The sequence below is a fragment of the Mesorhizobium sp. B2-8-9 genome (genome assembly GCF_006439475.1).
Classification (GTDB): Bacteria; Pseudomonadota; Alphaproteobacteria; order Rhizobiales; family Rhizobiaceae; genus Mesorhizobium.
In genome coordinates this window covers 140,560-153,855 of sequence record NZ_VFTQ01000001.1, presented here as the reverse complement: position 1 = coordinate 153,855, position 13,296 = coordinate 140,560, and the positions used below count along the sequence as shown (strand labels likewise).

General features: G+C 62.3%; 10 protein-coding genes. All 10 read right to left on the bottom strand.

What is annotated here, in order from left to right; all coding sequences use genetic code 11:
* Positions 1-27: 27 nt before the first annotated feature.
* Genes FJ423_RS00675 through FJ423_RS00630 form a run of 10 tightly spaced genes read right to left on the bottom strand, consistent with a single transcriptional unit; the run spans position 28 to position 13,285 of the window.
* Positions 28-1,068 (bottom strand): hypothetical protein, encoded by a 1,041-nt coding sequence (locus FJ423_RS00675; RefSeq protein ID WP_140838328.1) that lies wholly within the window; start codon positions 1,066-1,068, stop codon positions 28-30.
* Positions 1,069-1,980, bottom strand: a complete 912-nt coding sequence (locus FJ423_RS00670; RefSeq protein WP_140838326.1) for a hypothetical protein — start codon at positions 1,978-1,980, stop codon at positions 1,069-1,071.
* 9 nt (positions 1,981-1,989) lie between these two features.
* Complete coding sequence (locus tag FJ423_RS00665; RefSeq protein WP_140838324.1) at positions 1,990-4,923, bottom strand: phage tail protein; 2,934 nt, start codon at positions 4,921-4,923, stop codon at positions 1,990-1,992.
* The gene (locus FJ423_RS00660; RefSeq protein ID WP_140838322.1) at positions 4,916-5,116 is read right to left on the bottom strand and encodes a hypothetical protein; all 201 of its coding nucleotides are present in this window, start codon (positions 5,114-5,116) and stop codon (positions 4,916-4,918) included. Before FJ423_RS00660 ends, FJ423_RS00665 begins: the two co-directional genes overlap by 8 nt.
* Complete coding sequence (locus FJ423_RS33860) at positions 5,113-5,472, bottom strand: hypothetical protein (protein ID WP_210239526.1); 360 nt, start codon at positions 5,470-5,472, stop codon at positions 5,113-5,115. The genes FJ423_RS00660 and FJ423_RS33860 overlap by 4 nt, the downstream gene beginning before the upstream one ends.
* A gap of 49 nt (positions 5,473-5,521) precedes the next feature.
* Complete coding sequence (locus FJ423_RS00650) at positions 5,522-6,424, bottom strand: phage BR0599 family protein (RefSeq protein WP_140838319.1); 903 nt, start codon at positions 6,422-6,424, stop codon at positions 5,522-5,524.
* A 3-nt stretch (positions 6,425-6,427) separates the two neighbouring features.
* Positions 6,428-7,606, bottom strand: a complete 1,179-nt coding sequence (locus tag FJ423_RS00645; RefSeq protein WP_140838313.1) for a ribosomal protein L32 — start codon at positions 7,604-7,606, stop codon at positions 6,428-6,430.
* Complete coding sequence (locus FJ423_RS00640) at positions 7,607-12,592, bottom strand: tape measure protein (protein ID WP_140838306.1); 4,986 nt, start codon at positions 12,590-12,592, stop codon at positions 7,607-7,609.
* Positions 12,582-12,761, bottom strand: a complete 180-nt coding sequence (locus FJ423_RS00635; RefSeq protein ID WP_140838301.1) for a hypothetical protein — start codon at positions 12,759-12,761, stop codon at positions 12,582-12,584. The genes FJ423_RS00640 and FJ423_RS00635 overlap by 11 nt, the downstream gene beginning before the upstream one ends.
* 53 nt (positions 12,762-12,814) lie before the next feature.
* Entirely contained in the window at positions 12,815-13,285 is a 471-nt protein-coding gene (locus tag FJ423_RS00630) for a hypothetical protein (RefSeq protein ID WP_140838295.1), read from the bottom strand.
* Positions 13,286-13,296 lie beyond the last annotated feature (11 nt).

Below are 13,296 nucleotides of genomic sequence, written 5' to 3'. Positions count from 1 at the left end.
CGACCTGAGTTGAACGTTGCGCGGCCATCAGGAAACGACCTCGTAGCCGATCTTGCTGTTGTTGACGGCTGAGGCAGTGGCCCATGCCGCCGCCGTGTTCGGATCGGTGTCAAACTGGTCGCGAATCCACTTGTAGGTGGTGTCGAGCGTGGCCGTGGCGCCGTTGCTGACGGTGGTGCTCGACTTCAGCTTGTTGCGATACGTGCGCGCCGTCACATCGTCCTTGCGGGCGCGGCTTCGGATGGCCACGGAGAAGATCGTGACGGGCGTCGACGACAGCGCGCCGTGATTGAACAGATCGATATGGCCTGCCGTGGCATCAGAATTGTAGGTGGTGTCGTCGTCGACCTGAACTTCGTCGACATTGCTCGCATTGGTCGACGACAGCGGCGTCCACTGCACCGAATCGTTTGTGGTGACGAAGGCCGTTTCGACCCGGATGACGCCGAGAAAATCGGCGTAAGGAGCGCTGCCGCTCGTGTCTTCGATGTAAATGTCATCGATGTCGAACATGGTCATCGTGGTTGTGGCTGCGTTGGAAATCCAACGGATGCCGGATGCCTGGTTGTTGGCGGTGTTGCGGGTGTTGGCGCCGGAACCGGACATTTCCGAGGTGCCGCCAAGTCTGATTTCGTAGGCACCTGTCGTATTGTGGAAAGTGACTTTTGCCTCCAGGAAATACCACGAATTCGGCGAGAGGGTGGTGGTTCCGGTTGCGATCACGGTGGCATTTGTGCCGCGCCAGAAGATCAACTTGCCGACCGCGTTGATCGAGATGCCGCACTGGATCGAGGCGCCGTCGTAGAAAACTAGGATGTCCTGGACTGCCGAAGCCGCAACGCTGTTCGTCTGGAATCGCACGGCGGCGATCAAGGTCGAGTAGTTGACGCCTTTGTCCCAATGGAAATTTCGGGCAACGGAATTCGATCGCAATGATTTGCCGCCAAGCAGACCTGTTCCAGTGGTCCAGCCGCTGGCGGTTGACTGGCTGCAATTCGGGTAAAGCGCCGGGTCTGGCGCCGTGCTGGCCTGGAGATGATCAAAGCCGAAGAAATCGAGAAGTGCCATTTAGTTGATCCTTACCTTGATGGCGATCGTGACGCGCGTCAGCGTTGCTGCGCTGTCGACGTTGAAGCGCAGGATGTCGCCGGCCGCGATCGCCGTGGTCCAGCCCGTCAGCGTCGCGTCCTGCGCCTTGGCGGCGCTCGCCAGTGTCGGTTTGGCCGCAGCCGTGATGGTGTTGGCGACGGTCGGCGGAAAGTTGGCATAGGTGTTCTTCCAGATGTCGATGACGATCGAGCCCACCTGGTCGGCCAGCACATCCGCCTCGATGATGGTGCAGGCGAAGGGGATGGGCAGGTCGCCCTTGATACCCGTCGTGATCGCGGCGCCGCCGCCGTCGATGACATAGAAGATGTTGCGGGTGCGGGCATCGGTGTTGAGCGCCAGCGTTCTGTCGGACGACAGGTCGCCGCCGCCCGTCAGACCGGCGCCTGCAATGACCTGGCGCGTGTTGATGACTGCGCCGTCGAGATTGGTCTGGATGATCGACCAGGCCGATCCAACTGTCGCCTGGTTGCCGGCAGCAGTTCCATCCGTGATGCAAAGCATCATGTCGCCGACTTCGACGTTGACGCCGGACGCACCGCCGATCTTGCCGGCAACGCTGGCGCGATACTGGTGGCCTCTGTCAGCTGCCGGGTAGTTCGGATTGCTCGAGCAGTCGATGACGCCCTTGAAGACCATGGCGTCATTGGCGGCAATGAGAGCGTCGGCATATGTCTTGACGGCTTTTTGCGTCGGAACCTTGCTGTCGCTGTTGGCGGCAAGCGTTCCGTCCGTGTCGAGCATGCTCGGCAACAGCGCCAGGTCGGCCGTTGCGACCTTGCGGCTGTTGCCTGCCTGGACGACATCCAGAAGCTCGGTGCCAGCAAGTGGCAGACTTGCCGCTGGCAGATCGCCAATTTCCTTATCAGCCATTGCCTTCCCCTACGATCCTGAGATGAGAATGATGCCTGGTGCCTGGTCGCCGGACAGCGCGATATGGTCAGCGCCGTCCTGCTGGTCTCCCGAGAGCAACAGCGAACTCATGAGAACGACGCGGCGGCGCACGCCCTGCAGGGATTCCAGACCATCGCGCTCGCTTTTCACGACGATGTAGCCTGACGACAGGCTGCCGAAATCGGCAGGATCGACGTCGAAACTGGTGGCGGTGATCCCGCTGTAGGTGTGAACGACAGTGCCGGCGCTGTCGGTGAGATGGATGACCGTGGTCTGCCCCGTTTCCGGCGTCACAGTCGCCGCGTCCCAGGCCAGTACGATGCTGTCCTCGGTCAGCCGGTTGCGATCCGACCAGGTCACCGGGATCAGCGGCAGTGCCGTAGCGTCCACATCGCCGAAAGCGATTCCATCTACATGTACGTCAGCTGGCCGGAACGGCAGCCACGGGCGGCCGGTCAGCGTCGTCGAGATCCATGAAGCCGCGTCCTCGTCGAGCAGTCCGAGCGACGTGCGCGGCAGGATCTTGTAGTCGACGGTCTCGCCGTCCGAGCGCTGCTCGTTGTCGACGAAGTCGAGGCCGTCGCCGAGGAACCAGACCGGCGAGCCGCTCGGCCAGGCTTGCGGCACCGTGTCCAGAACACCGCGGCGGATCGTGTAGCCAGTGTCGTCGGCGACGGTCACCAGTCCAAACTCGACCTCGCTTTCCGCGCCGTCTCCGATGACCACGAAGCCACCGACCACAGGGCCGTCGCCGGTCGTCCGGCCGGGGAAGCTGGCGATAAGCGACTCGGCTTCCTCGGCGAGGTCGGCTGACAGCGTGGCGTGCGACGCGATCGATCGCGAGCCGATATCCTCCGACACCACATTGCCGAGCGTGTCGGTGGTCTTGCCGATCAGTTCGAATTCATGCGTGTCGCTGCCACTCTGGCCCGCAAGCACGCCTGCGAATACCACCGGATAGTCGATCCCCGCCGATGCGGCAGGATCAATTTCGTGCACTACCAAATAGTAGGGCAGCGTGAAGATGTAGGCGAACGCAGCCGGCGCCGGCTGCTCTGAGGAATCATCCGTCGCTGGCGGCGGTGGCAAGGAATACTCTGCCAGCGGCAGCGAGAAGATGTCCTCGACGAGCGAGGCCTTGATCTTGGAATCGCCCGGCTTGCCGTAGTCGATCGGGCCGACGCGCATGAAGATCGCCGCTATGCCGTCTTCTGGCGACACCAGCTTGATCACGTCGCCCGGCAGGAGGTCCCATGCTGTGCGGTCGCATTCCAGGTCGCACGAGGCGAGCGGCGCTGCCGCCACGCGCAGGTCGCGCTGCGCGGTGAAGGCCGCGAGATCGCTCCTGCGGATGCCGTAATAGTTGCGGCTGTCGGAAATGATCTTGCCATCCTGGACCGAGATGTTGGCAAGATCCTGCTGAGTGACGGTCTCTTCCTCCTCGTTTTCCGGGTTGGTCCACGTCACCACGATCTCGTTGATCGTCTCGCCCCATAGCTTGCGCGAGAAGTTGGTGACGACGCAGTTGTCCACGGTGAACACCGGCACAGTGTCCGGATCGTAGTCGCCGCGGATCAGCTTGATCGTCAGCAGGCCGGTCTTCGGGTTCAGGAAGATCGCCGCTTCGATGTGGTCCTGAATCTCCTTGACGAAATCCTCGACCGTCGACTGCCGGTTCCACAGCAGCGAAATGCCAAACCGCTCGTTGAAGAGCGTCAGCGCGGCAGCCTCGAACGACGCCTTGTCGGTGCCTGCCGAAGACCTGCCCCGGTCGGTGTAGGGCAGGAGCTCGTAGATCATGTGAGCTGGATTGCTGTCGAACGGGATCAGCGTTTGAGAGGGGTTGAGCCCCGATACCAGACCGTTCGATGTCGACGACATCAAAACAGGCATGCCGTCCTGAGCCGTGTTATCCAGCGTCCCGAGGAAGTTGGCCACCATGGTCGTGTCGCCAGCGCCCCATACCCGGAAACAATACACAGGTACGTCGTCGAGCGCGCTCTTTGCGGCACTTGCACCAATGATGTGGTCACCGCTCTGATCGGCGTTGTCGGAAATGAAGATGACAGCAGGGATCTTGCTGCCGGCACCGGCAAAGAACGTCGCTGCCTGGCTGGCGCCTTTGCTGAAGTCCGTGGATGTGCCGGCGCCGATCAGGTCGTCGATGAAGGTGTCCAGCGCATCAAAATCGGCCGATGACGCGTTTCGGAAGGTCACCGAGTTGACGACGTCAGTCGAGAAGGAAACGAAGCAGATGTCCTGGCTGCGGTCAGTGCGGGCGCGCAGATAGGCGACGGCGTCATGAAGGCATCTTTTCAATGCGTTTATGCGCACGCCCACGATGGACGAAGAGATATCGATGGCGAAATAGAGCGCCACATTCTCGGTCGTCGGATCTCGGAAAATGCGCGCATAGGCCGGCTCGAGCCCGATCGATGCGCGAGCCGCTTCCACCCAGACGCCGCGCAGATAGGGTGAGTTCGCCGTCCAGTAGAAACCCTTGCGATCCGAGCCTGCGAACGAGGAAAAGATGCCAGCAAGCCAATCGCGGATCTGGTCCAGGAATGTTCCCGATCCGGTCGATGATGGGCCTTCGGTGAAGAAGACCGACGACAGGCCACGATAGGCGGGCATCGTCGCTGCGGTCTTGCCATACTTTGCGGCAAGCGCTTCAGGCATGACCTGATCGACGTCACCCGGCAGATAGGTGACCGTTCCTGAGACGCCACCTTCTTTCTTGATGCCACCGAACAGATCTGGCTTGTTGACGCGGAAACCGGTCAGGGAGTCGACGCGTCCCTTCCAGGCTTCCTTTTCACCGATGACAATGCGCGAGATATAGTCGACGGCGCCTGCGCAGATGCCGAAGTGGATCGACATGCGGTATTCGGCGACCTGTTGTTTCGGCTTGGATTTACCCATCGTTGCCGAGCTTCCGCTTGTGCTCGACGACGGCCACACCTAGAGCGTCGCCGGAAGCAAGAAACGTCTCTTCGTCTATGCCGTTCTTGATGAAGTCTCGGAAATCGAGATTGTGGCGCTCAAACCACGCCTTGGCGCCCGATACGCAATGGCCGGCGCGGCGGATGTCCGAGATGGTCACCTTGTCGCTCACGCGTTCACCGAATAGGTGCGCGTGTTCTTGTCGGTGAACTTCAGGACGTTGAGACCCTTGATCATCACCGTGCCAAACAACCACGGCATCGGGCGTCCGGCGTCAGCGGTCGGATCGTCCATATCCTTGGCCGCTTCTGGCTTGGCCTGTTTCGGCCGCGGCATGATGAGATAGGCGACGATGTTGAGTGCCAGACCGATAAGCAGAAGCAGGAACCACGCGCCGCGCTCGTCACCTAGGAAGCGGAAAACAAGATCGCGAAACGTCTCATTGTCGTGCGCGGCAAGAAGCAGGCGGTTCACCCGCTTGGCCAGTTTCTTGCGGAGCGCGCCGTGCCTGAACACTTGTCCACCCATGGATGATTTAATCCACATTTAGTTGAATACACCGGCAAGCGCAAGCGGCTCAATAAAACTGGTTGACGAAGCCGATCGGGTTTTTCAGCGGAATGTCATCGCACCCGCCATAGTTCCAGATGTTGGGTTGGCCGGTCACCGATTCGGTGTGCGTAATGCAGTCGTCCTGCTGATGCGTGCAGCCGCGCGAGACCTTGATCTCCTGGCCGACAATGAGCCCACGAATGAGGCCGGAAATCGTCAGCGTCACGCCGTCGACTCCGACTGACAGTATCTCGCGGATTTCGGTGTTGCCGGCCGGCCCGACCCACTCGACCAACCCCTTGCGGTATTTGACCGGGTCGATCAGTCCGTTCCAGCCGGAGGGCAGCGCGACCGATGTGGTGCCGAGCGAGTCGACCGTTGTGACCACGGTAGCCAGTGCCTTGTCAGCGTTGCACATGCCCGGTCCCTGCACGTAGAGGGCCAGATTGCAGCCGCGCTGGTAGTTTCTCATCGGCATCGGCCGGCGCATGGAACTGGTGATGGGCTCGCAGCCGATCACAGCCTCGTTGCCCTCGCGACCGACCGACAGCACCTTGCCGGCATGCACGACTAGGAATTCGCCGTCCGGATCGTTGACGTGGCCTTCGCGAATCGTGACCGTGACCACCTGGCTCGGCGGGTAGACACGGAACAGTTCCACCAGTTCGATGTCGCGCCGGAACCGCAACTGCAGTGCCGTCTTGTCGAGGTTGCCGGACGCATTGATCGAGCCGCGCGTGACGGCCACTGGTTCATAGGTCACGGCGATCGGATCACCCGTGTCCGGATCGGTGAGGCTGTCGTGGGTAATTTCCTGCTCGGCATTTGTGTAGGCGAAATACGAGCCTGGTGCCTCACCGTAGACGAACAGGATCAGTTCGGCCGGACGGGCCTTGCGGCGGCTCTTTTCGAAAAGGGTGAACGCCATTTATCAATCCCCCGCCAGATCTTCGAGCGTCTTCATCGACAGCGTCGTCTGCGCCACGCTCTGCGTCAGGAATTCGAGCACCAGACCATCGGAGAGAAGGCGCCACACCGGCATCCACGACACCATGCGGATGGAGGTTAGGGGAATGTTCGATCCCCAAGTGCCGACACAGGTGATGACGGAATCGGAGCCAGCGACGGCTAGCGAGGACACCTTGCGGTATCGCACCGTTCCGTCGTTGAGGAAGACGGCAATCGCCTTGTGGACCGTATCGTTGTAGGCCGCGGCGAAGTCCGTGCCGGCGACGGTCATCGTCGTGCCGGCCGACGTCAGTGCGTTCTTTGGCACGATGTCGCGCATCCAGGTCGGCATGTAGAACTCGTCCTGCTGACCCATCATGCGCAGGAAGAAATGCCGGATGGCCTTGATCTCCTCGAGGCCTCGGCCGAGATAGGCCGCCTTGATCTGTTCTTCGGGGAACGCGCTCGGCAGGAAGTCCGCCGTGCGACCCATGTCGTAATCGACAGTCTCGCGACCCGAGACAAAGGTTAGGCCGAGCGGTTCGGCCCAATTCGGCTTGAGCTCGAAGACCTCGCGACCGTTAAAGACCGTGGTCGGCAAATCCGGGGTCTCGACGACCTCGGTGCCAGGCTCCACGTCGATCAAGACGGTTAGTTCGACGACGCTCGATCCGATGGCGCGGCTGTCGACCTGGGTCTGGACGTGCGAGAGCAGCGCGGGCACGATCTTCGCGCCGGGCAGCCACGCCTCGTCGAACATCTCCTCGAACACGATGTCGCTGCCGTCAACCGACGAGATGGTCTTCAGCACGAAGAGACCTGGCGTCATCAGGATCGCCTTAGTACCGGCGACGGCCCAAAACGGCGCTTCCTCAACGGTCAGACGATCGCCGGTAACCGGAGCGGCCGATGTCGTGTAGATGACCAACGACATGTCTGGCACGTAGAACTCGCCACCCTGGCCGGCGCTCATATGCTGCGCCAGAAGCAGGTAGCGTTCCTTCGGGCACGTCACCAGATGCGAGATCTGCTTGCGCGGCGTCTGCCGCCAGGCGCGCCGCTGCTCACGGCGACTGCGCGAAGTGATCGGCTCGGTCTTCAAGGTCAGGGTGACGCTGTAGCTCTCGCGCCAATTGACCGGCAGGTTCCATAGCCGCGGCATCTAGCCGTTCCCCGCCAGTGCTGCTTTGAACGCTGCCGGATTGGCGCTGACGAAGTTGAGCAGCGCCTTCTCGCCGACCTTCGACTTCAGGGCTTCCGAGAGGTAGCTGGCTGCATCGAACAGGTTGTAGACATTGGTGGCGCCGCCAGCCTTTCCGCCGTCACCGCCGCCGAACATCTTTGCGAAAATCGAGCCGTCGCCTGGATCGACGATTTCGCCCCGCTTCAAAATCGCTGGCATCTCGCCCGGTTTGAGGCCTACGGAGCCAACGCCCTGGTGGTAGCGCACGGCATTGGCGAACAGGGCCGGCGACACGCTGCGGGTCTGCGCGGACGTGCTGCCAACGGATGTCGATCCGGAATGGAAGAGGCTCGACAGAAGGCCACCACCGCCGCCGCCGAGGCCAGGAATGCCGAGACTCTGCAAAGCGTTCAGGATCGCCTGCTTGATGATCATCTGCGCGATCTGGCGCAGGAAGTCGGCGGCGAATTTCAGGAACGCGTCGCGTAGCGCCTCGGTCTTCGACTTGCCCTCGTCGAGGCCCTGGAAGAACGTGTCGAACATGCCGACAAAGCCATCGGCGAAACTGTTGGCAAGTTGCCCGATCTGCTGCGTCGACAGGCCGAGGAAGCTCAGGCCATTCGCCGCGGACGACGCCTTGATCTTGAGCGTATCGAGCTTGGTCAGCGCGACGTCGGCCTGCGGGCCACCGATCGCCTGCCACATGGCAATCGCCTTGTCGATCGCCTCCTGCAGTTGCGTGTTGACGCTCTGGATCTGTCCGTCCAGCGATGTCGCCTTGCTGGCATCGCCGGACTTCTGTGCCTGGTTGAACTGCTGTTGAAGCACGGCGCGCTGCTGCGACAGGGCAACGGCCTGTTGCAAAGCGGCATTGGCTTCCTGGATATCGGCCTTGCCCTCGCGCCTGGCCTGCTTGATGTCGTATTCCTTGCCGGCGAGTTCCTTGATCTTGGCAATCTGCTGATCGGTCAGCGTGACCTCGGCCTCGCGGGCGCGCTTCATTTCGGCGGCTAGCGCCTTCTGGACAAAACCCTCGCGCGAAAGCTGGCCATCATTGGCGACCTCGTCGGCCATCGTCGCCAGACGGGCTTCCAGGTCGGTGTTGTAGTCCTTCGCCTTCTGTGCCCGCTTGTTGTCAATCTCGGCGAGTTCTTTGTTGACGGCGACTTCTTCCTGAGAAAGTCCGACCTTGCGTTGCGCCCAGGCGATGACCTGATCGACGGTCTTGCCGCCGAGGATCGACTGGTTGGCCTGAATCTGCGCCGGCCCGAGTACGTCCTGGGTCTTGGTGCCCGCAGGCGCCTTGAGCAGCTTCGTCGCCCCGCCCGGCCCAAGGAAATGCGCCAGATAGAGGTTGGCGTCGGTAACCGCGACACCGGCCTTTTGCAGGATCTTTGCGTTCTCCTGGACGTAGAGCGCGATCATCTGGCGCGATACGGTCTCGTTCTTCCTGAGCTCGAGGATCGCTGCGTCGGTCAGCGACTGCGCGCGATCGGGGAAATACTGTTTGAACATCCGAAGCCAGGTGGACTCGATGAACTGGCCGAGCCCGGTGGCGGACGAATTCGGATTCTTGGCACTGGCGCTGCCGCCGCTCTCGATGCCGGCAATGGTGTTGACGATGTTGCTGTTGGCATTGAACGTCTTGTCGATAATGCCGTTCAGCGATGCCGCGTACTGCTCGTTGAGCCCGTTGATCTGGCTCATCGTCGTGGCGAGCTTCGCCGCCGCCTGATACTGCTTTTCCAGCGCGTCGATCTCGCCGAGGTTCTTCAGTTCCTTGCCGACATCCGGGATGAGCTTCTTCATCTGGGTCAGGATGTCGTCGAACTGCTTGGCCTTGTCGGCAGCCTTGCTCAGCGAATCGGCGGCGTCGTCGGTCTGGTCAGCCAGCTTCTCGATCGACGCACCGGTCTGCTTGACGATGTCGCCGGTCTCTTTCGATGCGTCGCCGAGCTTCTGAGCCGTCAGCGCTGCGTTGCCGAGATCCTTTTCGCTGTCCCTGGCGGCGCGACCACTGGCCAACAGGGTTTCTGCCCACTGCTTGAGCGTGTCGTCGTTGATCTTCCTGTACAGGACATCGACCTGATCGACGAAATCGGCCAGTGACAGCTTGCCGCCGTCGACCTCCTTCTTGAGGTCGCGCAGTTGCACGGCAATCGCCGCGTCGCCCGGATTGGCCCGCTGCAATCCGTTGAACGAGAAGAAGTCTGAAGCGTTGATCGCCTTCAGCTTCTGCCGGTTTTCGTCGAGCACCTCGCCCATCTTGCGCAGATTGGCGATGGCCTGGTCGAGCGTGACGTTGCGGACTTCCTGTCCCCAATCCTTGGCGGTGCCTTTGACCTTCTCGTAGGCGGCGATCACTTCGCCCATGATGCGCTTGTGCTCGTCGATCGCGGCAGTGGTGTCGTCGACCTGGGTGAGCCAGGAACCGAGCGCGAAGCTAATGCCGGTCAGGATCAGACCCGGCAGTCCACCGATCGCCGTCCACAGCAGCCGGAACGAGCCGGCGACCAACCCCGCAAGCGCGCGCAGGGCCGACAGGCCAGCCTGCATCGCGACAAACCGCGCGCCGGCAATGCCGCCAGCTGTCGCTGCGCCGAGAAGCTGTGCCCGCAGGCCGGCCAGCACGGCGCCAACCGGTCTGGCCGAGGCGCTGAAACGGATAATCGCGTTTTCGGCGGCCTTGAGGTTGCCGTTCCAGGTGAAGAAGGACGCTGCGGCGCCGCTCAGCGATCCCTGTGTCGTGCGAAGCGACACGATGAGACTGTTGAAAATGCCGGCCAGCTTGAACGCGACAAATGCCTCGATCGCAACCTTGATCTCGTCGAAATATTTCGGCACCTGGCCGAGCACGCTGACGAACTTGCCGAGCGCGGACCCGAGCGACAGGAAGAAATCGTGGCCCTCGCGGCTGCGGAAGAAGCTGTTCAGTTCGATCAGACCGTTCTTCAGGCCGTCGATGAAGCCGCCCTGCGCGACCTGCAACTGCGCCTCGAACAGGTTGTTCTGGAAGCGGTCGATCTCGGTCGTCACCGTGCGCAACGCGGCCGGCAGTTGCGAGCCGAAGCGCTTGTCTAGTTGATCGGCGAAGGCGACCAGTGTCGACTGGTTGGCGAGAACCTCGCCCTGCCGCATCATCTTGTCGAGTTGCGCCGTCGACACGCCGATCGCGTCGGCGAAGATGTTGAAGGCGCCGGGCAAGCGGTCGCCCAACTGGCGGCGCAGTTCTTCCGACGAGACCTTGCCCTTCGAGATCATCTGCGTCAACGCCAGGAAGACGCCCTGCATCTGGTCGATCGACAGCTTGTTGACGCGGCCGGCCTCGGCGACGGACAGGAAGATTTTCCTGGTAGCGCCAGCCGAGAAATTCGCGGCGTCGGCGGCGATGACGAACTTGCCGTATTCGTCGGCCAAGGTGCCGAACGAGATGCCGAGCCTGTCGGCTTCGCGGTGCAGGAAATCGAGTTCCTGACTGACCTTGCTGGTGTCCTGATTGAACACCGCGCCGAGACGGCTCTGCGCCGCTTCGAGTGTCTTGAACGAGTTGATGACGCCGCCGATCTGGTTGCCGGCCGCGTAGAGACCGACATAGGAAGCCGTCAGCGACAGCACCTCGCCGCGCAGGCGTTGCAGCAGCGACAGCGACTTGCGCGACTCGCCGTAGACGCCGGACAGCGCCGAACGCAGCCCGTTGGCACCGGTAGCAGCACCGCCCATCGCCGCGCCTGCGCCGTCCGCAGCCGGTTTGATGGCACGCAGCGCGCCGCCAGCCGACGCCGCCGACTGGTTGAAGGTCGAAAAGCTCGATCGGCCGGCCGCCGCCAGTTGTGCCAGCGCCGCCTGCTGCTGCGCATAGGCTTCCTTGGCCTGCCGCGCGCGCGCCTGCGCCTGGCCGAAGGCGGTGCCCAATTCGATCGTCGGCTGCTCGGCGTCGCGCATGGCAACCGCCAGGCGCTTGACCTCGGCCTGCGCCTCGACCCAATCGCGCTTGAGTTCCAGCAACTGCCGGCGCTGCTCGGTGAAGGTGCGCGTCGTGTCGGGCGTGGTCGGCGCCGTCGTCTGCGGCGTCTTCGCCAACGCGTCGATACGCGCCTTGGTGCGGGCAAGCTCGGCCGCGGTGCGGCTTGCGGCGGCGGCAACCTTGTCCTGATCGACCGCCATGCCGCCAAGCGCCTTGCTGGCCTCGCCAGCGGCGCCCTTGACCTCGGCAAGGCCGGTGCGCGCCTTTGTCAGGCTCTCGCGCTGACGATCGAGCGAGCCCACCGCCTTTTCCGTTTCGAGCGACAGCGTGCGTTCGTTCGATGCGGCAGCCGCGATTTCGGGCTTGAGCGCGGCGATTGCCGTCTTCGACCCGTTGACCTCGTTCTTGAGGCGGGCGACGTCGGCCGCAAGGCGTTCCTGCTGCACGCGCGCGGCGTCGAGATCGGCGGCGATGAAGGTGCCGGCCGACGCCACGGCCGGACTGCGCTTGACCTCTGGCGTCGCCTGGATCGACTTGTTGTAGCGATCCTGGTTGCGCTGCGCCTGCTGCAGAAGCCGGTTCGCTTCCGTGAGTTCCTTGCGGCTCTCACGGAATGCGGCGCTGTTCTGCTTGAGCGCCTTTTCTTCCGCCTCGAGCGTGCCGCGCAGCCGGTTGACGCCCTTCTCGGCTTCTGCCCGATCGCGGGCGACCTTGGCGAAGGCGTCGGCGGAATCGCGCAGGCCGGATTCGAGCCGGGTGACGGCGGCTTCGGTCTTGTCGAGTTCCGAGGCGATGCGGCCGAACGACGTCAGGTTCGAGGCATCGCGCTTGAGATTGGCGAGTTCCTGGCCGAGCTTGGAAAGCAGCGAGTCCGTCTTCTCGGCGCTCTTGCCAACGCTGTCCTGGGCGCCGGTCAGTTCCTTGAGCGCGGACTTGATGTCGTTGATGGCGGCACTGGCCGCGTCCTTGGCCTTGATGATGAGCTCAACATCACGACTCATCGCCGCTCAATCCCCTTATCAGTTCGGCGAATGCCTCGTTCGCGGAGGAGCCGCCGTCCTTGCTGAAGACCGCGGCCACAGCGGTCGTGATTGCCATCTTGAACACCGTGGCCTCCGTGGCGATCCGGTTGTTGATCCGGTCCACCACGAGTTGACTTTCCAGCCACATCTTTCCGACCGTGTAGTCACGGGCGTCAGGGTGGCCGTGGTCGAGGAGAAGGCTTACCTGGCCGTGGAGTCCGAGGAGCCATTCTCCAAAGGCAGGGGGGCCTTTATATTCTTGACGAGACCGCGGACCCTCCCTGCGATGCGCATCACGATCTCTAAGAAGTTTCCCAGGCCACCGCTCATCTGGAAGGTGAGAATGGATATCCTCTCCAGGGCGGCGATCTTCACGTCCAGCGGCAGTCTCGACACGATCGCGAACTGGTCGAGCGAGTCTGCCGCCATGGCGATGACGTGGTTGACGACGGCCGGAAAGGCGACGGAGATTTCCGCATAGATGGCTGTGACGTCATCCTGCGTGAAGGACTTCGGATCGCGGCCGACGACCTTGTCGTAGATCGTCGCAACCATGTCCTGGTTGACTTCGAAGAGTTGGGTAATGTCGGCGACGTCGAGACCGCGGACTTCGATAAAATCGTCGTCCCCGAAATCGATCCTGCCGTTCTGTGGTGTATACTTCAGGGCCATTTTTGTTCAAC

Bases quoted from the DNA above. Each gene is read 5' to 3' on its own strand.
- FJ423_RS00675 (WP_140838328.1), bottom strand. From the start codon at position 1,068: ATGGCACTTCTCGATTTCTTCGGCTTTGATCATCTCCAGGCCAGCACG.
- FJ423_RS00670 (WP_140838326.1), bottom strand. From the start codon at position 1,980: ATGGCTGATAAGGAAATTGGCGATCTGCCAGCGGCAAGTCTGCCACTT.
- FJ423_RS00665 (WP_140838324.1), bottom strand. From the start codon at position 4,923: ATGGGTAAATCCAAGCCGAAACAACAGGTCGCCGAATACCGCATGTCG.
- FJ423_RS33860 (WP_210239526.1), bottom strand. From the start codon at position 5,472: ATGGGTGGACAAGTGTTCAGGCACGGCGCGCTCCGCAAGAAACTGGCC.
- FJ423_RS00650 (WP_140838319.1), bottom strand. From the start codon at position 6,424: ATGGCGTTCACCCTTTTCGAAAAGAGCCGCCGCAAGGCCCGTCCGGCC.
- FJ423_RS00645 (WP_140838313.1), bottom strand. From the start codon at position 7,606: ATGCCGCGGCTATGGAACCTGCCGGTCAATTGGCGCGAGAGCTACAGC.
- FJ423_RS00640 (WP_140838306.1), bottom strand. From the start codon at position 12,592: ATGAGTCGTGATGTTGAGCTCATCATCAAGGCCAAGGACGCGGCCAGT.
- FJ423_RS00635 (WP_140838301.1), bottom strand. From the start codon at position 12,761: ATGTGGCTGGAAAGTCAACTCGTGGTGGACCGGATCAACAACCGGATC.
- FJ423_RS00630 (WP_140838295.1), bottom strand. From the start codon at position 13,285: ATGGCCCTGAAGTATACACCACAGAACGGCAGGATCGATTTCGGGGAC.